We start from the raw sequence: 24,456 nt of genomic DNA on the forward strand, positions 1-24,456 counted from the left end.
TCGCCGCAGGTCAACGAGCCATGCGTGGGCGGGGCGGGAAACCCCCCGCACGCTGAGGTCCGCGCGCCTGTGGTGCGCACGCGGGTGCGAATGACAGGCTGGTCCGTATGAACATCCCTTTCCTGGGCGGTCGGCGGAAGAAGCGGGCCGCCGCCCTCCTGACGGCGGGCGGTGACACGCCCGATCCCGAGGGGATCGCCGGTCTGCTGTCCGAGTGCGAGCTGCTGCGGTCGCAGGCGTCCCGGGCGGGCGTCCGGCTCGACGACTCGGTGGCCTCCCTCGAAGCGCTGGACCAGCTGCTGCCGCGCTGGCGCGACGACGAGGAGATGCTGCCCTGGCTCGGCAACGACGCCGGTCTGTACCTGGGCACGGTGATCGTGCGGACGGTGCCCGGGGCGGCCTGGGACATCTGGTCCACCGGTGAACCCGTCGTCCGGCTCGCCTCCGGGCGTGAGTTCGACGTCGTGACGGTGGGGCAGGAGTGGGCGGCGCACGGGGTGCCCGAGCTGTCGCAGCTGTACGCGGAGATCGCGGAGGCCTGAAGGGTCCGTGCGGTGGTCACGCGTGGTTAATACGGCTTTTCTGGGTCGGATGCGTGTCGCGGACCGAGGTGGGGGTCGTCTGGTTAGTTTGCGGCGATCGCCACACACGCGTGACAGCTGAGAGTGAGTAGGGCTGAGCATGGCCGTCGAGCCGCTGATCGAGCTGCGTGACGTCAACAAGTTCTTCGGTGACCTGCACGTCCTCCAGGACATCGACCTCACCGTGGGCCGGGGAGAGGTGGTCGTCGTCATCGGCCCCTCGGGCTCGGGGAAGTCCACGCTGTGCCGCGCGATCAACCGGCTGGAGCCCATCCACTCCGGCACGATCCTGGTGGACGGGCAGCCGCTGCCGGACGAGGGCAAGGCGCTGGCCCGGCTCCGCGCCGACGTGGGGATGGTCTTCCAGTCGTTCAACCTCTTCGCCCACAAGACCGTCCTCCAGAACATCTCGCTCGGGCAGGTCAAGGTCCGCAGACGGAAGAAGGAGGACGCCGACAGACGCTCCCGCCAACTCCTCGACCGCGTCGGCCTCGCCGACCAGGCGGACAAGTACCCCGCGCAGCTCTCCGGCGGGCAGCAGCAGCGTGTCGCGATCGCGCGGGCGCTGGCGATGGACCCCAAGGTCATGCTCTTCGACGAGCCGACGTCGGCCCTCGACCCGGAGATGATCAACGAGGTCCTGGAGGTGATGCGGCAGCTCGCCCGGGAGGGCATGACCATGGTCGTCGTCACCCACGAGATGGGCTTCGCCCGGTCCGCGGCCAACCGGGTGGTGTTCATGGCGGACGGCCGCATCGTCGAGGACCGCAGCCCCGACGAGTTCTTCACCAACCCGAGCAGCGAACGGGCCCGGGACTTCCTCTCCAAGATCCTCAAGCATTGAGGCCTCAGGCACCGGGGAGCCCGGGGGTGGTTGAGACCTCGACTACGATGTGACGTTCAACCCTGTGAGCCAGGCCCGGCCGGGCGCGGCCGCCGATCACTGCTCGCGCGGGGGACCGGCACCGATGAGGTGTCGGCCGCCGCGGAGGAGAAGGTCAGCCGCGCACCGGGCGGGTTGGCCCGGGTCCGGGGGGCGTTCACTGGCCCCGGTGTGAGTTCTTGGTCTTGGGCGGTGTCGACGTCGCGGGGTCTGGGAGCGGGGTCTGGGCCGTGCGGGTGATGTCGCCGACCAGTTCGACCACGTCCGGGCCGTACGCCTGGGAGTTGACGACCTTCAGCAGCAGGACGAAGGAGTTGCCGCCGTACTTGCGGGCCAGGCGCTCGTGGTGGCGGGCCAGGTAGCGGGTCGCCGCCTGGTTGGTGATCGCCCGCTGGCCGCAGAAGAGGAACACCGGGCGGGTCTCGCGCCGGTCACCGGCCGTCAGCCGGGCCAGCAGGACGTACTCCGTGATGCCCGGCTCCATCCGGTACCGCTCGGTGCCTATCAGGAACGCGCCCCGGTCCGGGCCCGGTTCGGGGTCCACGTTCACGCGGACCCCGGGCAGCATCGCCGCCATGTGCGCGACCATGCGGCGATTCGACCCCGGCCCGCCGACGCAGAACTCCGTGCGCTCGCCGAAGCCCTGGGGGTGGGCGTCCTGGGTGACCACCTGGACGTGCGCGCCGCAGTCCTTGATCAGCGCGGAGAGCTCCAGCAGCGCGAACACGTCGAAGCGGTGCACCGCCGGTTCCGCCATGGCCGGGTCGCGGTTGACGACGAGCAGCGACTCCGAGTTCTCCGGCAGCCCGAAGAAGGCCTGTTTGCGGCGGAGTTTCCGCTTCCACAGGTACGTACGGGCGAGCCAGCCCAGCGCCGCGCTGATGCCCGCCGCGACCACGCCCAGGACGATGTTGCGCACGTCGTCATTCATGGGCGGGGATGGTAGCGGGTTAACGCAAACCCGTGTTCGATGCGGGGCTCTCCGGGCTCTCCGGGCTCTGCTGGTTTCCCTGGTTCTCCGGGTTCCTTCTCCGGGTTCTACGGGTTCTCGGGCTGTGCTGCGGGGGTGTGGAACCTCAGGGTTCCGTTCTGGGCGTCCACCGTCACCTGGTCGCCCTCCTTGAGGCGGCCGTCCAGGAGGAGGTGGGAGAGGCGGTTGTCGACCTCGCGCTGGATCGTGCGGCGCAGCGGGCGGGCGCCGTACTCCGGCTGGAAGCCCTCCCGGGACAGCCAGTCCACCGCCGCGTCCGTGAACTCCACGGTGATGTCCTGCGCGTGCAGCAGGCGGCGGGTGCCCTCCAGGAGGAGGTGGGTGATGCGGTGCAGTTGGTCGGGCGACAGTTGCCGGAAGACCACGATCTCGTCGATGCGGTTGAGGAACTCCGGGCGGAAGTGCTCCCGCAGCGGGCGCAGGATCTGCTCCCGGCGCGCCTCCTCGTCCGCGTCCGTGCCGCCCGCTCCGAAGCCGATGCCCGCGCCGCGGCGGGTGATCGCCTCCGAGCCGAGGTTGCTCGTCATCACGATGACCGTGTTGGTGAAGTCCACCGTGCGACCCTGGGAGTCCGTCAGGCGGCCGTCGTCCAGGACCTGGAGCAGGATGTTGAAGACGTCCGGGTGCGCCTTCTCCACCTCGTCGAGGAGGAGCAGGGAGTACGGGTGGCGGCGGACGATCTCGGTGAGCTGGCCCGCCTCCTCGTGGCCCACGTAGCCGGGGGGCGCGCCGACCAGGCGGCTGACCGTGTGGCGTTCCTGGTACTCGCTCATGTCCAGGCGGACCATCCGGTCCTCGCTGCCGAACAGGGCCTCCGCGAGGGCCCGCGCGAGTTCCGTCTTGCCCACGCCCGTCGGGCCGAGGAAGAGGAAGCTGCCGATCGGGCGGTGGGGGTCCGCCAGTCCGGCCCGCGAGCGCAGGATCGCCTCGGAGACGACGCGGACGGCCTCGTCCTGGCCCACGACCCGTTCGTGCAGGTGTGCCTCCAGGCCGAGGAGGCGGTCCTTCTCCTCCTCGGTGAGGCGGCTCACCGGGATGCCCGTCTGGCGTGACACCACCTCGGCGATCGCCTCCGCGGTGACCTCCAGGTGCTGGCCCTCGTCCGCCTCGTCGTCGTGGCTCGCCGCGGCGATACGCTGCTTGAGCGCCGTGATGCGGTCGCGCAGGCGCATCGCCTCCTCGTACTGCTCGTCCGCGACCGCCTGGTCCTTGTCGCGGGTGAGCTGGTCCGCCTCGCGCTCCATGGCTCGTACGTCCGTGCCTTTTGTCTTGGCGCGGAGGCGGACGCGGGCGCCCGCCTGGTCGATCAGGTCGATCGCCTTGTCCGGGAGGCGGCGGTCTGTGAGGTAGCGGTCCGACAGTTCCACCGCCGCGGTGAGGGCCTCGTCCGTGTAGCGGACCTGGTGGTGGGCCTCGTAGCGGTCGCGCAGGCCGCGGAGGATCTCGATGGCGTCGGACGTCGTGGGCTCCGGGACGAGGATCGGTTGGAAGCGGCGGGCGAGGGCCGCGTCCTTCTCGATCCTGCGGAACTCCTCGAGTGTCGTGGCGCCCACGATGTGCAGTTCGCCCCTCGACAGGGCCGGTTTGAGGATGTTGCCCGCGTCCATCGAGCCGCCCTCGCCGCCCGCGCCCGCGCCGACCACCGTGTGCAGTTCGTCGATGAAGACGATCAGGCGGTCCGTGTTGGCGCGGATCTCGCTGACGATGTTGTTGAGGCGTTCCTCGAAGTCGCCGCGGTAGCGGGTGCCCGCGACGACGCCGCTGAGGTCCAGCGCGACGACGCGGCGGCCGGTGAGGACGTCCGGGGCGTCGTCGTCGGCGATACGTTGGGCGAGGCCCTCGACGATGGCGGTCTTGCCGACGCCCGCGTCGCCGATGAGCACCGGGTTGTTCTTGCCGCGGCGGGAGAGTACCTCGATCGTCTGCTCGATCTCCTCGTCCCGGCCGATGACCGGGTCGATACGGCCCTGACGGGCCATGTCGGTGAGGTCGCGGCCGTACTTGTCGAGGGTGGGGGTGTCGGAGCGGTGGGACTGGTCCGGGCCGACGCGGGGGGCTCCGCCGACCTGGGGCTGGGGGGCGCGGAGGGAGGGGTCCGTGGCGTCCGGGGGGAGGCTGCCCGGGGTGAAGCGGGCGGCGTTGAGGATGTGGCCCGCGGCGGAGTCGGGGTTGGCGGCGAGGGCGCTGAGGACGTGCTCGGGGCCGATATAGCCCGCGCCGCTGGAGCGCGCCATGTCGTGGGCGTCCAGGAGGGCGCGCTTGACGGCCGGGGTGAGGGAGAGGGAGGTGGGGGGTGGGGCCTCGCCCTCCGGGTACTGGACCGGGCCGGAGCGTTCGTCGATCTCCGAGGCGAGGGAGTCGGGGTCGGCCACGCCGGCGCGGCTGAGGAGGCTGCGGGTGGGTTCGGTGCCGAGGGCCGCGCGGAGCAGGTGCTCGGTGTCGAGGTCGCGGCTGCCGTGCTCGGCGGCGTACTGGGCGGCGCCTCGGACCAGTTCGCGGGCCGGCTGACTGAGCAGTCGGCCTATGTCGATCTGGCGGGGGCGGGGTCCGCCGAAGAAACGGGCGAGGAATTCTCCGAAGGGGTCCGGGCCGTAGCCCTGCGGACCGTTGAAGCCGCTGGTCATGGCCTTCCGTTCCGGCGTCCCGGTGATGGCCTGACGGTGGCCGCCCGGGACGCGCTCGCTGATCGACGTGCCGGTTCGGACGCGAGTGCCCGGTGGGGTTCCGGTTACACCTGCGGCCACCTTCGCACGATCGCGCGCGGGGGGCATGTCCAGCGGGTGCCTGCGGCGGCCCGTGGCTGTTCGGTGGGTGGCTGGGGTAGCGCTGTCTGCCGGGGGGTGGGTCGGGGCCGCGCCGGGGGTGTCCGTCCTCGGAACCGCGCGGGCTGTGGGGTGCGGGGTGTGCCGGGTTGTGCGCGCGAACCACTGCGGGCGGACACCCCCCGACACGTCCCCTTCCGTCGTACGGCGACTGCGGGCCGCCTTCGCACCTGTCGCTGCGAGCCGCCTGCCGCCCCAGCTGCGGCCTGTCGCCTGCCGCCCCAGCCGCGGGCCGTCGTGCCGCTGGGGGCGGCACGGGTGGGCGCGGCGGCACCCCGTGGCGCCGGGGCGCGCGACCCACCCGCCGCGAGCAGCGGCGACGCCGGGCACCAGGCCACCGCCGGGCCGCGCGGCGCACCCGCACCCGCCCTACCCCACCCGCAGAGACCGAGCCGTAAGGACCCGCGGCCCCGTCTCCGTGATGGCCACCGTGTGCTCCGCGTGTGCCGCCCGGGATCCGTCGTTCGTCCGTAGGGTCCAGCCGTCGGGTGCCTCGTGGTACCCGTCCCCACCCCCGCCGATGACCATCGGCTCGATCGCGAGGACCATGCCGTGCCGGAGGCGGAGGCCACGCCCCGGTCGCCCCTCGTTGGGCACGGGCGGGTCCTCGTGCATCGCGCGCCCGATGCCGTGGCCGCCGAAGCCGTCGGGGATGCCGTACCCCGCCGCCCGGCACACGGACCCCACCGCGTGGGCGATGTCGCCGATGCGGTTGCCGACGACCGCCGCCTCGATGCCCGCGGCGAGGGCCCGGTCGGCGGTCTCGATCAGCCGCAGGTCGGCGGGGATCGGGCGGCCGACGGTGAAGCTGAGGGCCGAGTCGCCCGCCCAGCCGTCCAGGACCGCGCCGCAGTCGATGGAGACGAGGTCGCCGTCGCGCAGCCGGTAGGCCGTGGGGATGCCGTGCACGATCGCGTCGTTCACGGAGGCGCAGATGACCGCGGGGAACGGTGTCGGTGCGAAGGAGGGGCGGTAGCCGAGGAAGGGCGAGGTCGCGCCTGCCTCGCGGAGTACCCCGCGGGCCACCTCGTCCAGTTCCAGTAGGGAAACGCCCACGTCAGCGGCGTCTCGTACGGCCGTCAGGGCCTGCCCCACCACGCGGCCCGCGGCGTGCATCGCGTCGATCGATGTGTCTGTCTTGAGCTCCACCATGCCAATTACTATACCGGTATTAGAATGGCGTCATGGTGCGCACCCCTCTCACCCCGGAAGAACGCGAGCGCGGCGAACGGCTCGGGCTGCTGCTGCGTGACGCCCGCGGCGGCCGGAGCATGGCCGAGATCGCGGCGAGTGCCGGGATCTCCGCCGAGACGCTCCGGAAGATCGAGACCGGACGGGCGCCGACCCCGGCGTTCTTCACGGTGGCGGCCCTGGCCCGCGCGCTCGGACTGTCGATGGACGAACTGGCGGGGCGGTGTGTCGTCGTGGGCGTCTGACGTCACCGGTGGGGGAGTGGGGATCTGAGAGTCCCGCGTCCCTTTTGAAAACTGCCCGTAGTCGTCCTGTAACACGGTTGGTGTTGTGTACGGGGCCGGAGTGCTCCGGTCTTGCGGGGGTTGGGCGATGGCGGTGGATCAACTTCCCGGTCAGGTGCGGGAGTTCACGGACTGTCTGAACGGTCTGATGGCGCGTCTGGACCACGGGTCCGGGTGGTGCGGGGTCTTCTGGCAGCGCGACCCCGAGGGGATGGGGGCGTGTCTCGAAGGGCGCGAGCTGCCGCCCTGGGATGTCGTGGAAGCGTTGTTGCAGGACTTCGCCGGGGCGTACGGTCCCGATGCCGCGGTCGTCGAGCAGGAGCGGTTCCGTGCGCTGCACGCCGCCGCGCTGGCCGCGTACGACGCGCGGCCCGGTGCGCGGGAGGCTGTCGCCGACCGGCTTGACGTGATGCTGCGGGAGCGGAAGTACGCCGCCGACCGGCTGGCCGGGCTGGGGCGGGCGCTCGCCTCGGTGAGCGGTCCGGAGGAGGAGCGCGCGCTGCGGCTCGATCTTGCCTGGGCCCGTGATGACCACGAGCGGGCCACCGCGCGGTGTGAGGAGTTGCGGGTCCGGGTGGAGAAGCTCGCTGACCGGCGTGGCGATGGCGCTGTGGGGGGTGGTGAGGGGGAGGTTTCCGCCGCCGTCGTGCCCAAGCAGCGTAAGCGGCGGCGGGGTGGTGCCCGGTTCGCGGGGGCGGTCGAGGAAGAGGGTGCCGTTGTCCCTCCCGTCGTGGTCGCTCCGGCTGGGGGGAGCGCGCCTCGTGGGGCGCGGTTCGCCGGGGCTGCCGAGGGTGAGGCGCGGGCGCCGTCCGCTGAACCGGAGGGCCTCGTGGACGCCGGTGTGCGGCGGCGGGTCGGTGGGGTGGTGGAGGCGCTGTCGCGGTTACGGCGGGAAGGGCGGAGCGGGGAGGCCCACGCGCTGCTCGTGGAGGCCGCGTACTGGCCCGCCGCCTGGTATCCGCCGCTGGCCGTCGAGTTGCAGCGGGCGGGGTTGGGGGCCGACTGGGCCACGTTGTTGTGGGAGGCGGCCTCGCTGCCCGCGGCCCGGCTGGTCGCCGCCGCCGACGCGCTGGTGGCCGCCGGGCGGGCCGGGGACGGGCAGCAGATCCTGCGGCAGGGCGTCGTTCGGCCCGCGGAGGAGATCGGCGTCGCCGTGCTCGGGCTGCTCGGGGAGGGGCGGCGGCGGGAGGTCGGGGCGTTGCTCGACGCCTTTGTGCGGATGCGGACGCCGGAGGAGGCCGCCCGTTGCGCCGTGGCCGATCCGCAGACGCTGGTGCCACTGCTGCTGGAGGCCGCGCGGCAGGTCTCCGAGGAACGGCACTGGGATGTGCTGCACGCCCTGCGGGTGGCCGGGCTGACCGTCTGACCGGCCCTGCCGGTCGTCCCCGGGAGGGTGAAACCTGCCCGTCTCCACGGGTTAACGACGACGGTCTTGGCAAGGCCGTTCCCTAGGCATACGTTCATCCCTCTACCGCCTGCTCTACGGGCGTAGAGGCTCTGACGTCCCGTCGAAGGAGCAGCTCTTGGCCAACGTCGTACGCGCCGCTCTGGTCCAGGCGACCTGGACCGGCGACACCGGGTCCATGGTGGCGAAGCACGAGGAGCACGCCCGGGAGGCGGCCCGCCAGGGGGCGCGGGTCATCGGGTTCCAGGAGGTCTTCAACTCCCCCTACTTCTGTCAGGTACAGGATCCCGAGCACTACCAGTGGGCCGAGCCGGTGCCGGACGGGCCGACCGTGCGGCGTATGCGGGAGGTCGCTCGGGAGACCGGGATGGTGGTCGTGGTGCCGGTCTTCGAAGTGGAGCAGTCGGGGTTCTACTACAACACCGCGGCCGTGATCGATGCTGACGGGAGTTATCTGGGGAAGTACCGGAAGCATCATATTCCGCAGGTCAAGGGGTTCTGGGAGAAGTTCTATTTCCGGCCTGGGAATCTGGGGTGGCCTGTCTTTGATACCGCTGTGGGGAAGGTGGGGGTTTATATCTGTTACGATCGGCACTTTCCGGAGGGGTGGCGGCAGTTGGGGTTGAACGGGGCCCAGCTTGTCTATAATCCGTCGGCCACGCATCGGGGGCTCTCGTCGCATCTGTGGCGGTTGGAGCAGCCGGCCGCGGCGGTTGCCAATGAGTACTTCGTCGCCGCCATCAACAGGGTGGGGGTCGAGGAGTACGGGGACAACGACTTCTACGGCAGTAGCTATTTCGTCGATCCCCGGGGGCGGTTCGTGGGGGAGGTCGCCAGTGACGGCGAGGAGGAGCTCGTCGTCCGGGATCTTGATTTCGGGGTGATCGAGGAAGTGCGGCAGCAGTGGGCGTTCTACCGGGATCGCCGTCCCGACGCGTATGAAGGGCTGGTGCGGCCGTGAGCAAGGACCTGCTGGGGCGTCATCGCGAGGTGCTGCCCGACTGGCTCGCGCTCTACTATGACGAGCCGATCGAGATTACTCATGGTGAGGGGCGGTATGTGTGGGATGCCGAGGGGAGGAAGTACCTTGATTTCTTCGGCGGCATTCTGACGACCATGACCGCACACGCCCTGCCTGAGGTCGCCAAAGCCGTGAGTGAGCAGGCCGGGCGGATTGTTCATTCGTCTACTCTCTATCTGAATCGGCCTATGGTCGATTTGGCCGAGCGAGTCGCGCAGTTGAGCGGGATTCCCGATGCGCGGGTGTTCTTCACCACCTCGGGGACCGAGGCCAACGACACCGCGTTGTTGTTGGCGACCACCTACCGGCGTAGCAACACCGTGCTGGCCATGCGGAACAGTTATCACGGGCGGTCCTTCAGCACTGTCGGGATCACCGGGAACCGGGGGTGGTCGCCCACCTCGCTGTCGCCGCTCCAGACGCTGTACGTACACGGGGGCGCGCGGGGGCGGGGGCCCTTCGCGGGGCTGGGGGACGAGGAGTTCATCGCCGCCTGTGTGGCCGATCTGCGGGACCTGCTGGGGCACACCCGGCCGCCCGCCGCGTTGATCGCCGAGCCCGTGCAGGGCGTCGGCGGGTTCACCGCGCCGCCGGACGGGCTGTACGCCGCCTTCCGCGAGGTGCTGCGCGAGCGGGGCATCCTGTGGATCGCCGACGAGGTGCAGACCGGCTGGGGGCGCACCGGTGAGCACTTCTGGGGCTGGCAGGCGCACGGGCGCAGTGGGCCGCCGGACATCGTGACCTTCGCCAAGGGCATCGGGAACGGGATGTCGATCGGGGGTGTGATCGCTCGTGCCGAGATCATGAACTGTCTGGACGCCAACAGCATCTCGACCTTCGGTGGTACGCAGATCACCATGGCCGCCGGGCTCGCCAACCTGACGTATCTGCTGGAGCACGACCTACAGGGCAACGCGCGGCGGGTCGGCGGGCTGCTCATCGAGCGGCTGCGGGCCGTCGGCGCGCAGGTTCCGGCGGTGCGGGAGGTGCGCGGGCGCGGGCTGATGATCGGGGTCGAGTTGGCGCGGCCGGGCACCGCCGAGGCCGATCCCGAGGCCGCCGCGGCCGTGCTGGAGGCGGCCCGCGCGGGTGGGCTGCTGATCGGCAAGGGCGGTGGGCACGACACCAGCGCCCTGCGGATCGCGCCGCCGATGTCGCTGACCGTCGCGGAGGCCGAGGAGGGCGCCGCCATCCTCGAGGACGCCCTGCGGAGCATCCGGTAGCGGGAGCGCGCCATGACCATCGCCCTCGGGACAGGGGAAGCCGCCGCCCTGTCGGTCCGGCAGGTGCTCAGGCTGGAGCGGGTGCTCGCCGGGGAGCCCGAGGTGGTCGCCGGTGCGGACGCGCTGGACCGGGCCGTGCGCTGGGTGCACGTCGCCGAGGCCGCCGACGTCGGGGTGATGCTCAGCGGCGGGGAGATGGTGCTCACCACGGGCGTGCTGCTCGCCGGGGACGAGTCCAAGCAGGCCGAGTACATCCGCTCGCTGCACCGGGCCGAGGCGGCGGCCGTCGTCCTGGGGCTGGGGCGGGCGTTCCCCGCGCCGCCCGAGGTGATGCGGCGGGCCGCCGAGCGGTGCGGGCTGCCGTTGGTGGTGCTGCACCGGCCGTTCCCGTTCGCCGAGCTGACCGAGGAGGTGCAGTCCCGGCTGGTGCGGCGGAAGTACGCCGCCGTGAGCCTGTCGGAGGCTGTACGGACCGCGTTGACCGGGCTGATCACGGCCGGGGCCCCGCTCCAGCGACTCCTGGACGAGGTGGCGCAGCACAGTGGGTGTCCCGTCGTCGTGACCAATCTCGCCCACCGGGTGCTCGCCACCGCCGGGGAGCGGTCCGCCGTCGACGACGTGCTGCGGGACTGGGAGCGCATCGCCCGGCAGGCTGGAGGGCGGGAGGGCGACGGGTGGATCCGGGCCGAGCTGGGCGGGCGCGGGGAACGGTGGGGGCGGATCGTGCTGTGCGGGTACCGGGGGGACACCGCCACCGGGCGGCTGCTCGCCGACCGGGCCGCGGAGGCGCTGGTGCTGCACCGGATGCTCGGCGGCTCCGCGCACAGCTGGGAGGAGGAGTCCGCGCAGGGGCTCCTCACCGACCTGGTCTCCGGCGTCGTACCGGCCCGGCAGTTGCTGCCCCGTGCGCGGGCCGCCGGGCTGCCCGTCAACCGGCGGACGTTCGTGCCGCTGGTGGTGCGGGACGGGGACGCCGGGCAACTGGACCGGGTGCTGCGGCTGCTCGGGCTGCCGGGACTGGTGGCCGAGCTGGCGGACGGGGCGACCGCGGTGCTGTTGAGCCTGGCGCGGGACCAGGACGCCGACGCGCTCGCCGCGCACTTCGCCGTCCGGCTGCGGTCGGAGTCGGGTGCGGACCGGGTCGTGGTCGCCGCCGCCGGGGGCCGTACCGGCTGGGACGACGTGCCCGCCGGGTTGCGGGAGGCCCGGCATGTCGCCGACGCCGTGGGCGGGTCGTCCGCCGCGCTCGAGCTGCCCGTCGTGGTGCGGCTGCGGGACGTGCACCTGCGGGGCCTGGTGCGGCTGTTGCGGGACCATCCGCAGGTGCAGGCCTTCGCCGAGCGGGAGTTGGACGGGCTGCTGTGCGGGGGTGAGGGCGACCTGCTGCCCGTGCTGCGGACGTATCTGGCCACCGGGCGGAACAAGTCCCGTACCGCGCGGCTCCACCATGTGTCGCGGCCCGCGCTCTACCGGCGGCTGGAGGCGATACAGACCCGGCTCGGGGTGGACCTCGACGACTTCGAGCAGGCCGCCTCGGTGCACATCGCGCTTCTCGCGCATGACGCGCAACAGGGGTGACACATACGGCGACCTGGGAAAACGGTGGTGAAACATGGAGCAGAGAAGGCGTGACACGGTGGTACGCCGCGGTGCCGCAGACGTGACACGGTGTACCTCAACGACGACTTCCGGACTTCCTAGGCTCACCGCACACCCAGCCAACCGGAGGTCCCGATGAGCAGAGTGATCCGTGCCGCCGTCTTCCAGACCGCCTGGACCGGCGACAAGGAGTCGATGATCCGGGTGCACGAGCAGGCGACCCGGGACGCCGCCGCGCAGGGCGCCCAGGTGCTGTGCTTCCAGGAGCTGTTCTACGGGCCCTACTTCTGCCAGGTGCAGGACCCGGCGTTCTACGACTACGCCGAGCAGGTCCCGGACGGGCCCGTCGTGCAGCGGTTCCAGGCGCTGGCGCGGGAGTTGGGCATCGTGCTGGTGCTGCCGGTGTACGAGGAGGAGCAGCCCGGCGTCCTCTACAACACCGCGGCCGTGATCGACGCGGACGGCTCCTACCTCGGCAAGTACCGCAAGACGCACATCCCGCAGGTCAGGGGGTTCTGGGAGAAGTTCTACTTCCGGCCCGGGAACAGCGGCTGGCCCGTCTTCGACACGGCCGTGGGGAAGGTCGGGGTCTACATCTGCTACGACCGGCACTTCCCGGAGGGCTGGCGGGCGCTCGGGCTCGCGGGGGCCGAGATCGTCTTCAACCCGTCGGCCACCTCGCGCGGACTGTCCGGCTACCTGTGGCAGCTGGAGCAGCCCGCCGCCGCCGTCGCCAACGAGTACTTCGTCGGCGCCATCAACCGGGTCGGGGTCGAGGAGTACGGCGACAACGACTTCTACGGCACCTCGTACTTCGTCGATCCCGAGGCGCGGTTCGTGGGGGAGGTGGCGAGCGACAAGGAGAGCGAACTCGTCGTGCGCGACCTCGACATGGCCAAGCTGCGGGAGGTCCGTGACCGCTGGCAGTTCTACCGGGACCGCGCGCCGGGCGCCTACGGTCCGCTGACCGCGCCCTGACAGTACCGACCTTGGCAGGAGGAGCAGCATGAGCAGCCGTACCGTCATCCGCGGCGGTCTCGTCATCACCGCGTCCGACGAGATGCACGCGGACGTCCTGATCGAGGACGGCCGGATCGCCGCCCTCGCCGCGTCGGGCACCCCGGCCGCCGAGGCGTGGACCGCCGAGTCGGTCGTCGACGCCACCGGCAAGTACGTCATCCCGGGCGGTGTCGACGCCCACACGCACATGGAGCTGCCGTTCGGCGGCACCTTCGCCTCCGACACCTTCGAGACCGGCACCCGCGCCGCCGCCTGGGGCGGCACGACCACGATCGTCGACTTCGCGGTGCAGAGCGTCGGGCGTTCGCTGCGGGAGGGGCTCGACGCCTGGCACTCCAAGGCCGAGGGCAACTGCGCGGTCGACTACGCCTTCCACATGATCGTCTCCGATGTGCGGGAGGAGACGCTCAAGGAGATGGACCTGCTGGTGGAGGAGGGGGTCACCTCCTTCAAGCAGTTCATGGCCTATCCGGGGGTCTTCTACTCCGACGACGGGCAGATCCTGCGGGCCATGCAGCGCTCCGCCGAGAACGGCGGGCTGATCATGATGCACGCCGAGAACGGCATCGCCATCGACGTGCTGGTGGAGCAGGCGCTGGCCCGGGGGGAGACCGACCCGCGGTACCACGGGGAGGTGCGCAAGGCGCTCCTTGAGGCGGAGGCCACCCATCGCGCCATCCGGCTCGCTCAGGTCGCGGGGGCGCCGCTGTACGTCGTCCACGTGTCGGCGACGGAGGCGGTGGCCGAGCTGGCCCGGGCGCGGGACGCCGGGCTGAACGTGTTCGGCGAGACCTGCCCGCAGTACCTGTTCCTGTCCACCGACAACCTCGCCGAGCCCGACTTCGAGGGCGCCAAGTACGTGTGCAGTACGCCGCTCCGGCCCCGGGAGCACCAGGCCGAGCTGTGGAAGGGGCTGCGGACCAACGACCTCCAGGTGGTCTCCACCGACCACTGCCCGTTCTGCTTCACCGGACAGAAGGAGCTGGGGCGCGGCGACTTCTCCAAGATCCCCAACGGGCTGCCGGGGGTGGAGAACCGGATGGACCTGCTCCACCAGGCCGTCCTCGACGGGCACATCTCCCGTCGCCGGTGGATCGAGATCGCCTGCGCCACCCCGGCGCGGATGTTCGGCCTCTACCCGAAGAAGGGCACCATCGCGCCGGGCGCGGACGCCGACGTCGTCATCTACGACCCCGGCGCCGAGCAGGTCATCTCCGCCGAGACCCACCACATGAACGTCGACTACTCGGCCTACGAGGGCAGGACCGTCACCGGCCGGGTCGAGACCGTCCTCTCGCGCGGGGTGCCGGTCATCACCGGGCGGGAGTACACGGGCCGCGCCGGGCACGGCGTCTACACCCCCCGCGCCACCTGCCAGTACCTCAACTAGGACCTCGACCAGGAGCGGCACCCATGGACTTCGGACTCGTACTGCAGACGGACCCGCCCGCGTCCCGGGTCATCTCGCTGATGAAGCGCGCCGAACGCAACGGCTTCCGGTACGGCTGGACCTTCGACTCCGCCGTGCTGTGGCAGGAACCGTTCGTCATCTACAGCCAGATCCTCGCCCAGACGGAGAAGCTGACGGTCGGCCCGATGGTCACCAACCCGGGCACCCGCACCTGGGAGGTCACCGCCTCCACCTTCGCCACCCTCAACGACATGTACGGCAACCGCACCGTCTGCGGCATCGGACGCGGCGACTCCGCGATGCGCGTCGCCGGGCGCAAGCCCAACACCCTCGCCAGGATCAGCGAGGCGATGAAGGTCATCCGCGCCCTCGCCAGCGGCGAGGAGGCCGACCTCGGCGGTACGGCCGTCAGGTTCCCGTGGATCAGTGAGGGGGCGCGGCTGCCGGTGTGGATGGCCGCGTACGGACCCAAGGCGCTGAAGCTGACCGGGGAGGAGGCCGACGGGTTCATCCTCCAGCTCGCCGACCTGTATCTGACCGAGTACATGGTCAAGGCCGTCAAGGACGCCGCCGTCGCCGTCGGGCGCGATCCGGCGGAGGTGACCGTCTGCGTCGCCGCACCCGCCTACGTCACCGCCGACGACTCGCCCGAGGCGCTCGCCCACGCGCGCGAGCAGTGCCGCTGGTTCGGCGGCATGGTCGGCAACCACGTCGCCGACCTCGTCTCCAAGTACGGCGCAGACGGCAGCGTCGTACCACCGGAACTCACCGACTACATCAAGGCCCGCGAGGGCTACGACTACTCCCACCACGGGCGCAGCGGCAACCCGGACACCCGGTTCGTGCCGGACGAGATCGTCGACCGGTTCTGTCTGGTCGGGCCGGTCGAGAAGCACGTGGAGAAGCTCAACGCGCTGCGGGAGCTGGGCGTCGACCAGTTCGCCGTCTACGACATGCACGACGCGCCGGAGGCCGTGATCGACGCCTACGGGCAGCACGTCATCCCCGCCGTCAACGCCTGATCCGCCTCGTTCCCGTTCGTTCCCTGTCTCCCCTCCCCGCCGTCTCGGGGAGGGGTCCGGGCCTCCGCACGGCCTTTCCGTCCCCGAACCCCTTCGATTGGCCTGCTCATGACAGACACGGTTCCGGCCCTCGGCGCTCCAGACGGCCGCGTCGAACTCGCCGCCGACGCCTTCCCCACCGACAGCCCCTACGCCAACGACGACCTGCGCCCCGTACCGCTCGCCGAGCGGCGCTGGACGACGTACAACTTCGCCGCGCTGTGGATCGGCATGGCGGTCAACGTGCCCTCCTGGACGCTCGCCGCCGGGCTGGTCGCGCTCGGCATGGACTGGAAGCAGTCCGTGCTCACCATCGCCCTCGGCAACGTCATCGTGCTGCTGCCGATGCTGCTCACCGGGCACGCCGGGCCCAAGTACGGCATACCCTTCCCCGTCCTGGCGCGGGCCTCCTTCGGGTTGCGCGGCGCCAATCTGCCCGCGCTGCTGCGGGGGCTGGTGGCGTGCGCCTGGTTCGGCATCCAGACCTGGATCGGCGGGCAGTCCATCTACTTCCTCGCCGGGAAGCTGTTCGGGGCGGGGAGCTGGTGGACCGGCGCCGGGAAGGTCGCCGGGTACCCGTGGGCGCAGTGGCTGTGCTTCCTGCTGTTCTTCGCCGTGGAGATCGTCATCATCCTGCGCGGCATGGACGCCGTACGGCGGCTGGAGAACTGGGCGGCGCCGCTGATGCTGGCAGGTGCGGTGGCGCTGCTGGTGTGGATCGCCGACAAGGCGGGCGGGTTCGGGCCGCTGCTCGACCAGCCGTCCCAGCTCGGGTGGGGCGCCGACTTCTGGAAGGTCTTCTTCCCGGCGCTGATGGGCATGATCGGCTTCTGGTCGACGCTCTCGTTGAACATCCCCGACTTCACCCGGTTCGGCGCCGGGCAGAAGGCCCAGGTGTGGGGACAGACCCTGGGGCTGCCCACCACCATGGCCGCGTTCGCGCTGTTGTCGGTGCTGGTCACGTCGGGGTCGGTCGCCGTCTACGGTGAGCCGATCTGGGACCCGAGCCAGCTCGCCGCGCGGATGGACAGCACCGTGGGGGTGCTGTTCGCGCTGTTCGTGCTGCTGCTCGCCACGCTCTCCACCAACATCGCCGCCAACCTGGTCAGTCCCGCCTACGACCTGTCCAACCTGGCACCGAAGCTGATCAACTTCCGCAGCGGGGCGATCATCGCCTGCTTCATCGGTGTCGTGATCTTCCCGTGGAAGCTGATCGAGAACCCGGACATCTACATCTTCACCTGGCTGGGCACGGTCGGCGGTCTGCTCGGCACGGTCGCGGGCATCCTCATCGCCGACTACTGGATCATCCGCCGTACCCGCCTGGACCTGCGCGGCCTCTACAGCGGGCCCGGCAGTCCCTACTGGTACGGCTCCGGCTGGAACTGGCGGGCGCTGGTGGCCTTCGGGGCGGGCGCCGTGCTCGCCGTGGGCGGGTCGTACTCCAACGTGGACGCCGACGGGAACAAGGCCGGACCCTTCCCGGCGGACGGTCTGGTCCCGTTCCTCCAGCCGCTCGCCGACTACGGGTGGGCGGTCGGCCTCGGCACCTCGCTGGTGGTGTACGTGGCCCTGACGGCGTCGGCGGCACGGCAGCCCGCCGACACCGACTGAGCCGGGCCGGGGCGCTTCCGGGCGGTCAGCTCCGCTGCGACTGACCGTCCGCCAGCGCCGCCACCGCCTCCTTGGCGGCCTTGATGGCGCCCTTGTTGATCTCGTCCGTGCTCGGCGCCTTCTTCGACTCGAAGTCGCTGCCGTTGTAGGTGACGGCGACCAGCGCGTTGGCGGCGCGGACGAGGACCACGCCCTCACGGGTCTGCTGGCCATCCTCGGTGGTGAGGTTGACCACCGAGTAGGCGGTGTCACCGAGGCCGGGGACCGCGCCGCCGCCGCTCTTCTCCGTGGTGCGCGCGGTGTAGGACCTCTCCGCCGCCGACTCGGTCTGCATGATCTCGAAGGAGACGTCGAGCCAGCGGTACTCGTAGCCCTTCAGCGCGTTCCAGGAGCAGGTGCGGCGCTTGTCGGTGTCCGTCGAGGGGATCTCCTTGCCCGCCGTCTTGGCTCCGGGCACCAGCGAGGTGATCGTCTTCTTCGCCATGCTGGTGCAGGGCGCGGGCGCGGTGGTGTACGTCTTCGACTCCGCCGTCGACGACGGGGCGGACGGTTCGGACGCCGACCGCTTCTCGGTCTGGGGGGTGTCGTCGGCCTTGGCGGTCGGCGTGGCGTCGGGACCGGACGTGAGGGCCCAGCCCGCGCACGCGAGCACCGCGACGGGGGCCAGCCGCGCGGTGAGAGCGAGCGGCAGAGGAAGTGAACGCACGGCGCACTTTTCGGTGGGGGAGGGTGCGGAGCGGGGTCCGCACTGCGGGCGGGACGCCAGTGTCACACGAGTGCCTGTGGGGTGGAAGTGCCAACTGGCCCCGTGTGCGGGTGGTGACGGCGGGCCCACCGTGAGCGAGCTGCGACGGGGTGGTGCGTCCGGGGGCGGGAGGGTTCGCACGCGCGCGTGGGTGTTCGGGGCGGTTGGTGGCCGTTCCGGGTCGTATCCGTGCGTACGGTGGCACGCGCGCGTGCTCCGTGCTTCCTGCCCCGTGCCTGCGGTGGGCCCACGCGCGCGTGGGCGTGCTTCGTGCGTCGGGTGGCGCGGCGGGGACCGGGGCCCCTAAGGCGTGCTGCGAAAGTGCCGCCTGCCGCCTGCCGCCTGCCGCCTGCCGCCTGCCGCCTGCCGCCCGGCGCCTGGCACGCCCTCTCGCCGCACCGGGCGGAAGCCCACACGCGCAAACCGGGGCGGGGGCTTCCGCCCGGCACGCCGAGAGCACGCTCCCCCAAGCTCTCGGCTCCACTCGGGCAGGGGGGACCCCCATGACGCCGCTCGGCCCGCCCCGCGGGCGGACGACGGGATCTTTCGCCACACGCCCCGGGCCCGCCGTCGGGCCGGTCACTCGGGGCGGGTCGCGCGTACCAGCCAGACGCCCGTCCGCAACCGCACCCCACGGGGCGACTCGTACGGGCTCAGGGCGTCCGCCAGTTCGGCGCGGACGGCGGGGGAGAACGTGCGGCCGCTGGTGTCCCGGGACAGCACGAAGCCAGCGGCGTCCGCCGCGTCGCGGCCCCACACCGTCCCCACGTCGACGCGTTCGACGGTGACGTCCTTGTAGCCGTCGAGGGCCTGCTGGACAGCCGCCGGGTCGGACAGGGACATCATCGCGGTGTGCGCGGCCACCGCGTCGGCGTCCGGCGTGCCGAGCAGCCGCGCGAACGGGGCGAACGCCCGCACCTCCTCGCTGTCCGGCCCGGCCGGGCGGGGACAGACGAACACCAGGCGCCCGCCCGGCCGCAGCGCCCGCGCCAGATTGGCGAAGGCTACGGCGTGGTCGGCGAAGAACATCACCCCGCCCCGGCTGACGACCACGTCGTACCCGGCGGCCGGGAAGGGGTGCACCTGCGCGTCGGCCTCCACATAGGCGACGTTGGTGAGTCGCTCCGCGGCGGTGCGCTCCCGGGCCAGGCGCAGCAGCGGCGCCGAGATGTCGACCCCGACGACGTGGCTGCGCGCGGCCCGCCGCGCCGCGATCCGCGTGGTGGCCCCCGAGCCGCAGCCGACGTCGAGGACGCGGTCGGCCACCGTGACGGCCGCGGCGTCGAACAGTACGTCGTCCAACTCGGCGAGCATGGCGTCGTACCGGTCGGCGTGGGCCGCCCGGTGGGCGCCGAAGGGGCCGTTCCAGGCACGCGCCTGACGGAAGTTGGCGATCTCGGTCATACCGTCTCCGACGCCGGGCGCGCGGTCAGCGCGCGTTCGATGCGGTCGACGGCGGCGAACGCGCCGTAGGCCACCAGGTGGACCAGGCAGTGGTCGGTGTGCTCGGGCCGCCGCCAGGCCGCCACGTCCTCCCCCGTGATCCGGTACGGCGCCAGCGCGGCCAGCAGCGCCAGCCGGGCGCCCGGCCACTCGGCGCGGTCCGGGAAGGCGGCGTGGGCGAGCGACGGATGCGCGCCGTCCCACGACGTCATGGTCTGCCGCACGAGGGTCAGCTCGTCCTCGGACAGGAGGCCCGCGCCCAGGGTGGCGGCGTGCCGCAGCGCCACGTACGCCGGGCCGACGGGGCTGCCGCCCGCCCACGCGGGAGCGTCGCCGGTGCCGTCGACGAGGCTGAGGGAGGCGCCCGGGACGGCGGTGCGGCGCACGGTGGCGGCCAGGGAGCGGCCCGCCACGCTGCGCACCGCCCGGAACCGCTGGGCGCCCGCCGGGAGCAGGTTCTCGGTCACCAGCGCTGACACGATCCGGTTGACGAAGTGGAACGCGAACGCGGTACCGAGGTAGGCGGGCAGCTCCGCGCGCGGGAACGGGTACGGCTCCAGCGCGGCGCCCGGGACGCGGGTGCGGCGCCCCCAGTCGAGCAGTCGCGCGTGCTCCTCGCTCGCCGGCCGTTCCCCGCGCGCCAACCGCTCGGCGAGGGCGTGGTCACCGGTGGCGTGCAGGAGCACGGTGTGCGCGTCCACGCAGAACGGGCACTGGTTGGCCAGCGAGACCCCCAGCGCGACCAGCTCCCTGCCGGTGCGGCTCCCGGCGCCCGCGATCAGCGACTCGCGGGTCAGGGCCCAGGCGGCGGTGAGGAGTTCGGGTGCGGAGGACAGGACGACGAAGGTCGGCGGACGGTCGACGCCGAAATCCCGGGAGAGCTGCTCGTAGGTCGCGGCGACCCGGCCGGTGGCCGACCTGGGCGACGGGGGCCGGGTGAAACGGAAAGGTGTGGACATGGCAGCACTGTCGTCGTCCGGACGGTGCGCGAGCGTCGTACGGGCGGAGGCAGTTGCCGCTGCTCCGCGCGGGTGCCGACGGCGGCCGACTACTCCACCGGGAGTAGCGCGGGAGTTGTCCACAGGTCGGACGCCGTTGTCGTCGCCGCCGTCTAAGGTTCGGGCATGGACGGGCACCAGGTCAGGCTTGGGCGGCTCGCCGACGCGGCCCTCGCGGTCGTGGTCGGCGCCCTCGTCGTGGTCACGGCCGCCTTCGACGACGGCACCACGGCCGCCGACTACGCGCTCGCCGCGCTCGCGAGCGCGGCGCTGGCGTTCTACCGCACCGCCCCGCGCGCCGTGCTCGCGGTGGCCACCGCCACCGGTACGGCGTACGTGCTGCACGCCCACCCCGGCCCGGTCGCCGCGCTGCCCGTGCTGAGCGCCGTGCACACCGCGGCCCGCGCCGGGCACCGGGGGCTGGGCGCGGTGGCCGCGCTGCTCTTCCTCGCCGGGTACCTGACCACCGGGCCGACCACCAGGGAGATCGTCGAGCGGACCGCGCTGCTCGTGGGCTGGTTCCTGTGCGCGGTGGCCACCGGTATGGCCGACCGCAACTGGCAGGCGTATCTGCGCCAGACCGAGCAGCGCGCCCTGGAGGCCGAACGCACCCGCGAGGAGGCGGCGCTGCGGCGCGCCGGGGAGGAGCGGCTGCGCATCGCGCGGGACCTGCACGACTCGCTCACCCACAGCATCTCCATCGTCAAACTCCAGGCGGGCGTGGCCGTCCACCTCGCCCGCAAACGCGGCGACGAGGTACCGCCCGCGCTGCTCGCCATCCAGGAGGCCAGCGGCGAGGCGATGCGCGAACTGCGGGCCACCCTGGAGGTGCTGCGCACCGACGAGCCGACCGGCACGCCCGGGCAGCTCGTGGAGCGGGCCCGCGCGGCGGGGCTCGCCGTCGAACTGACCGTCACCGGCGACGGACGGCCGCTGCCGGAGTGCGTCGACCGGGCCGCGTACCGCATCGTCCAGGAGGCCCTTACCAACGCGGCCCGGCACGCGGGACCGGCGAAGGTGACCGTCCGCCTCGACCACGGTCCGGACACCCTGGCGATACGCGTCGACGACGACGGAGCGGGCGACCCGGCCCACCCGCCGCGGCCCGGTACCGGGCTGACCGGTATGCGCGAACGCGTCACCGCGCTCGGCGGCACCCTGTACGCCGCCCCGCGCGCGTCGGGCGGCTTCTCGGTGCGGGCCGAGCTGCCCCTGACGGCCTCGGGGGACGGGGAGTCGCCCTTACGGGAGGCGGGGCCGCCCTTGAGGAGCGGCGAGCGAAGACCGGTGACGGACGGGGGAGTGAGCCGGTGACGGATCCGGTCCGGGTGGCGCTCGTCGACGACCAGGCGCTGATGCGCGCCGGATTCCGCGCCCTGCTGGAGGCGGAGGACGGCATCGAGGTCGTCGGGGAGGCGGCGGACGGCGAGCAGGGGCTGGCGCTGGTGCGCGACCACGTGCCCGACATCGCGCTCGTCGACGTACAGATGCCGGTGCTGTCCGGCATCGAGACGACCCGCCGGATCGCCGCCGACCCGGCCCTGGCCGCCGTACGCGTGGTGATCCTCACCAACTACGGCTTCGACGGCTACGTCTTCGAGGCGCTGCGGGCGGGGGCGAGCGGGTTCCTGCTGAAGGACACCGAACCGGCCGACCTGCTCCAGGCCATCGCGGTCGTCGCCCGTGGCGAGGCCCTGCTGTCGCCGTCGGTCACCCGTACCCTGATCGGCGAGTTCGTGTCCCGACCGCCGGACCGGGCCACGGCGCCGGGCCTGGAGTCGCTGACCCGACGCGAGCGCGAGGTGACCGCCCTCGCCGCCCGTGGGCTGACCAACGAGGAGATCGCCGCGCACATGGTCATCAGCCCCTACACCGCCAAGACCCACGTCAGCCGTGCCATGACCAAGCTGGGCGCACGGGATCGCGCCCAGCTGGTCGTGTTCGCCTACGAGTCGGGACTGGTGACCGCGCGGGGCGGCCGGTGACCGTCAGCTCGTGGAGCAGGAGACGGTCGGCCAGTTCCAGTTGCCGTTGTGCTGGATGGTGACGCCGAAGGTGTTGCCGCTGCCGTTGGGTTTGGCGGTGAGGACCTGGGCGCTCGGGTAGGTGGCGTTGATGTTCCAGGTGGACAGGATCTTGGCGGGGTAGGGGACGTTCATGGTGACCGTCCAGGTGTTGGAGCCGCTGACGGAGACGTTGAGGTTGTAGCGGTCGCCCCACTGCTGGCCCGCGGAGAGGGTCGCCGTGCAGCTACCGCCGCCCCCGCCCCCGCCGCCTCCGCCACCGCTCCCGTCGGGGGCGACCGCGCGGCCCGTCTGCGGGGAGATCATGCCGGAGCACAGACCGCGGGAGGCCAGGTTCTGCGCGATGCGCGGGATCGCGGCGAGCGTGTTGGCGGGCCAGTCGTGCATGAGGATCACCTGGCCGTTCGTGAGCCGGGAGGCGGCCTGCACGATCGCGTCCGTGCTCGCGTTGTTCCAGTCCTGCGAGTCGACGTCCCAGAGGACCTCGGTCAGCCCGTACTTGGACTCGACCGAACGCAGCGTCGAGTTGGTCTCCCCGTACGGCGGCCGGAACAGCTTCGGCGTGCCGCCCCCGCCGTTGGCGATCGCCTGCTGGGTGCGGGAGATCTCCGAGTCCATCTGCGACTGGCTGAGCTGGGTCATGTGCGGGTGGGTGTAGCTGTGGTTGCCGACCCACATCCCCGCGTCGACCTGGGCCCTGACCAGGGCCGGGTTGGCGGCGGCGTTGTTGCCCTGGTTGAACATGGTGGCCCGCAGGCCGTTCTGCCTGAGTGCGTTGAGCAGGGCCGAGGTGTTGCCCGACGGGCCGTCGTCGAAGGTCAGCCCGACGTAGCCGGAACAGGCCGCCGCCCGTTCCGGGGCCGCGTTGACCGCCGAGGTGCCCGTCACGGCCAGCGCCCCGACGGCGAGCCCGGTGAGCAGGCTGCGCAGGGCCAGGCGTGGTGTGGTGCGCATGGGGGTGCGTCCTCCTGTGGTGGCCGGTTCGGGGTCAGCTGGTACTGCACGAGACCGACGGCCAGGTCCAGTTGCCGTTGTGCTGGATGGTGACGCCGAAGTTGTTGCCGCTGCCGTTGGGTTTGGCGGTGAGGACCTGGGCGCTCGGGTACGTGGCGTTGATGTTCCAGGTGGAGAGGATCTTCGCCGGGGACGGGACGTTCATGGTCACGGTCCAGGAGTTGGAGCCGCTGACGGAGACGTTGAGGTTGTAGCGGTCGCCCCACTGCTGGCCCGCGGAGAGGGTCGCGGTGCAGCCGCCACCGCCACCGCCACCGCCGCCGCCGCCACCGCCGCCACCGGAACCACCGCTGCCGACCGTGATGTTGGAGCTGCCGCTGCTCTGGTAGCCCTCGGTCGCCATGATCATGTAGTAGTTGAAGCTGCCCATCTGCATCCCGGCACGGGACCAGGCGTCGAAGTGGTTGCCGGTCGTGATGGTGCCGCCGGTCCGCTTCTGCTGCCGCACGCTCCAGTACTGGTCGAAGGTGCGGGTACCTTCGACGGAGGGGGCGTTGTAGCGGGTCGTCTTGTAGATGTCGTAGGTGCCGCCGTCGCTGGTGACCGTGCCCATGAAGGTGCCGGTGGGCCGGTAGGTGCCCCAGTTGTCGACGATGTAGTACTCGACGAGCGGGTTGGACGTCCAGCCGTAGAGCGCCAGGTAGGCGTTGCCGGACGGGTTGAAGCTGCCCGAGTACGTCACCGTCCTGCGGCCGCCGTTGCTCCAGCCCTTGCCGGCGACGAAGTTGCCGGTGTTGCTCCACCGGGTGCTGTAGTTGCCGCCGGTACTCATGTTCATGGAGACCGTGCCCTGCGAGTCGGTCCAGAACGAGTAGTAGTACCCCTCGTGCGTGCCGGTCTGGTTGGTGGTGACGACCGTGTCGGCGTACGCCGTCGAGGGGATCAACAGGGCGATCACGACGGCCAGGACGAGGGTCCAGCCGTGTTTGAGACTCCTGATACTGAGCGCGTTCATCTCCGTGCTTCCTCCAGTGGGATGGGGGGTGCGGGTTGCGCGGTGCGAACGGCGACAGTGTTGGTGTGGCCCCGTCAAGTGTCAACGGTTTCGGTACTTATTTCGAAACTTGCGGGTGCGGGGCGAGTGATCGTGATGAGGCAAACACGCAGCTCAGGGCTGCTAGTTGCC

Annotated in this window: 21 protein-coding genes; 13 read left to right on the forward strand and 8 right to left on the reverse strand. The window is 71.7% G+C overall.

Annotated features, from left to right (window positions below; all coding sequences use genetic code 11):
• Positions 1 to 107 precede the first annotated feature (107 nt).
• Together ABZ659_RS29795 and ABZ659_RS29800 are read left to right on the forward strand one after the other, a co-directional pair.
• Positions 108 to 542 (forward strand): DUF6278 family protein, encoded by a 435-nt coding sequence (locus ABZ659_RS29795; protein WP_360225853.1) that lies wholly within the window; start codon positions 108 to 110, stop codon positions 540 to 542.
• Between the two features lie 139 nt (positions 543 to 681).
• Positions 682 to 1,425, forward strand: a complete 744-nt coding sequence (locus ABZ659_RS29800) for an amino acid ABC transporter ATP-binding protein (protein ID WP_360225856.1) — start codon at positions 682 to 684, stop codon at positions 1,423 to 1,425.
• A gap of 196 nt (positions 1,426 to 1,621) precedes the next feature.
• Here ABZ659_RS29800 and ABZ659_RS29805 read toward each other — a convergent pair whose 3' ends face one another.
• From ABZ659_RS29805 to map, 3 genes are all read right to left on the reverse strand, one after another.
• Positions 1,622 to 2,395: a hypothetical protein gene (locus ABZ659_RS29805; RefSeq protein ID WP_360225859.1), complete on the reverse strand. Its 774-nt coding sequence runs from the start codon at positions 2,393 to 2,395 to the stop codon at positions 1,622 to 1,624.
• 107 nt (positions 2,396 to 2,502) lie between these two features.
• Positions 2,503 to 5,079 (reverse strand): ATP-dependent Clp protease ATP-binding subunit, encoded by a 2,577-nt coding sequence (locus ABZ659_RS29810; RefSeq protein WP_360225862.1) that lies wholly within the window; start codon positions 5,077 to 5,079, stop codon positions 2,503 to 2,505.
• Positions 5,080 to 5,646: 567 nt separating this feature from the next.
• Positions 5,647 to 6,429: a type I methionyl aminopeptidase gene (map, locus tag ABZ659_RS29815; protein ID WP_360225865.1), complete on the reverse strand. Its 783-nt coding sequence runs from the start codon at positions 6,427 to 6,429 to the stop codon at positions 5,647 to 5,649.
• A gap of 32 nt (positions 6,430 to 6,461) precedes the next feature.
• On the opposite strand from map, the gene ABZ659_RS29820 reads away from it, so the two are divergent.
• The 9 genes from ABZ659_RS29820 to ABZ659_RS29860 all read left to right on the forward strand — a co-directional run bounded on the left by ABZ659_RS29820 (position 6,462) and on the right by ABZ659_RS29860 (position 17,106).
• Positions 6,462 to 6,713, forward strand: coding sequence for a helix-turn-helix transcriptional regulator (locus tag ABZ659_RS29820; RefSeq protein WP_360225868.1), 252 nt, complete (start codon positions 6,462 to 6,464; stop codon positions 6,711 to 6,713).
• A gap of 127 nt (positions 6,714 to 6,840) precedes the next feature.
• Positions 6,841 to 8,118, forward strand: a complete 1,278-nt coding sequence (locus ABZ659_RS29825) for a hypothetical protein (protein WP_360225871.1) — start codon at positions 6,841 to 6,843, stop codon at positions 8,116 to 8,118.
• 157 nt (positions 8,119 to 8,275) lie between these two features.
• Positions 8,276 to 9,118, forward strand: coding sequence for a nitrilase-related carbon-nitrogen hydrolase (locus ABZ659_RS29830; RefSeq protein WP_360225874.1), 843 nt, complete (start codon positions 8,276 to 8,278; stop codon positions 9,116 to 9,118).
• Positions 9,115 to 10,401 carry an aspartate aminotransferase family protein gene (locus tag ABZ659_RS29835; protein WP_360225876.1) on the forward strand — a complete coding sequence of 429 codons (1,287 nt, stop codon included), beginning with the start codon at positions 9,115 to 9,117 and terminating at the stop codon, positions 10,399 to 10,401. Before ABZ659_RS29830 ends, ABZ659_RS29835 begins: the two co-directional genes overlap by 4 nt.
• Positions 10,402 to 10,413: 12 nt before the next feature.
• Positions 10,414 to 11,979 carry a PucR family transcriptional regulator ligand-binding domain-containing protein gene (locus ABZ659_RS29840; protein ID WP_360225879.1) on the forward strand — a complete coding sequence of 522 codons (1,566 nt, stop codon included), beginning with the start codon at positions 10,414 to 10,416 and terminating at the stop codon, positions 11,977 to 11,979.
• Between the two features lie 156 nt (positions 11,980 to 12,135).
• Entirely contained in the window at positions 12,136 to 12,978 is an 843-nt protein-coding gene (locus tag ABZ659_RS29845; RefSeq protein ID WP_360225882.1) for a nitrilase-related carbon-nitrogen hydrolase, read from the forward strand.
• A 28-nt stretch (positions 12,979 to 13,006) separates the two neighbouring features.
• On the forward strand, positions 13,007 to 14,410 hold the full coding sequence (hydA, locus tag ABZ659_RS29850; RefSeq protein ID WP_360225885.1) for a dihydropyrimidinase: 1,404 nt from the start codon (positions 13,007 to 13,009) through the stop codon (positions 14,408 to 14,410).
• Between the two features lie 23 nt (positions 14,411 to 14,433).
• Positions 14,434 to 15,453, forward strand: coding sequence for a TIGR03842 family LLM class F420-dependent oxidoreductase (locus ABZ659_RS29855; RefSeq protein ID WP_360225888.1), 1,020 nt, complete (start codon positions 14,434 to 14,436; stop codon positions 15,451 to 15,453).
• 108 nt (positions 15,454 to 15,561) lie between these two features.
• Complete coding sequence (locus ABZ659_RS29860; RefSeq protein ID WP_360225891.1) at positions 15,562 to 17,106, forward strand: NCS1 family nucleobase:cation symporter-1; 1,545 nt, start codon at positions 15,562 to 15,564, stop codon at positions 17,104 to 17,106.
• A gap of 25 nt (positions 17,107 to 17,131) precedes the next feature.
• On the opposite strand, the gene ABZ659_RS29865 is transcribed toward ABZ659_RS29860, so the two are convergent.
• From ABZ659_RS29865 to ABZ659_RS29875, 3 genes are all read right to left on the reverse strand, one after another.
• The gene (locus ABZ659_RS29865; protein ID WP_360225894.1) at positions 17,132 to 17,812 is read right to left on the reverse strand and encodes a hypothetical protein; all 681 of its coding nucleotides are present in this window, start codon (positions 17,810 to 17,812) and stop codon (positions 17,132 to 17,134) included.
• 618 nt (positions 17,813 to 18,430) lie between these two features.
• A complete protein-coding gene (locus ABZ659_RS29870; protein ID WP_360225897.1) occupies positions 18,431 to 19,255 on the reverse strand; it encodes a class I SAM-dependent methyltransferase in 825 nt (274 codons plus the stop codon).
• Positions 19,252 to 20,253: a carboxymuconolactone decarboxylase family protein gene (locus tag ABZ659_RS29875; protein ID WP_360225900.1), complete on the reverse strand. Its 1,002-nt coding sequence runs from the start codon at positions 20,251 to 20,253 to the stop codon at positions 19,252 to 19,254. The genes ABZ659_RS29870 and ABZ659_RS29875 overlap by 4 nt, the downstream gene beginning before the upstream one ends.
• A 165-nt stretch (positions 20,254 to 20,418) precedes the next feature.
• Here ABZ659_RS29875 and ABZ659_RS29880 point away from each other — a divergent pair, with 165 nt between their 5' ends.
• Complete coding sequence (locus tag ABZ659_RS29880; protein WP_360225903.1) at positions 20,419 to 21,606, forward strand: sensor histidine kinase; 1,188 nt, start codon at positions 20,419 to 20,421, stop codon at positions 21,604 to 21,606.
• On the forward strand, positions 21,603 to 22,277 hold the full coding sequence (locus tag ABZ659_RS29885) for a response regulator transcription factor (RefSeq protein WP_360225906.1): 675 nt from the start codon (positions 21,603 to 21,605) through the stop codon (positions 22,275 to 22,277). Before ABZ659_RS29880 ends, ABZ659_RS29885 begins: the two co-directional genes overlap by 4 nt.
• A gap of 3 nt (positions 22,278 to 22,280) precedes the next feature.
• Here ABZ659_RS29885 and ABZ659_RS29890 read toward each other — a convergent pair whose 3' ends face one another.
• Positions 22,281 to 23,270 carry a polysaccharide deacetylase family protein gene (locus tag ABZ659_RS29890; RefSeq protein WP_360225909.1) on the reverse strand — a complete coding sequence of 330 codons (990 nt, stop codon included), beginning with the start codon at positions 23,268 to 23,270 and terminating at the stop codon, positions 22,281 to 22,283.
• Between the two features lie 34 nt (positions 23,271 to 23,304).
• Positions 23,305 to 24,285, reverse strand: coding sequence for a glycoside hydrolase family 11 protein (locus ABZ659_RS29895; protein ID WP_360225912.1), 981 nt, complete (start codon positions 24,283 to 24,285; stop codon positions 23,305 to 23,307).
• Between the last annotated feature and the right edge of the window lie 171 nt (positions 24,286 to 24,456).

The sequence above is a fragment of the Streptomyces sp. NPDC006997 genome, from assembly GCF_040635175.1.
In the GTDB taxonomy this organism is placed as follows: domain Bacteria; phylum Actinomycetota; class Actinomycetes; order Streptomycetales; family Streptomycetaceae; genus Streptomyces.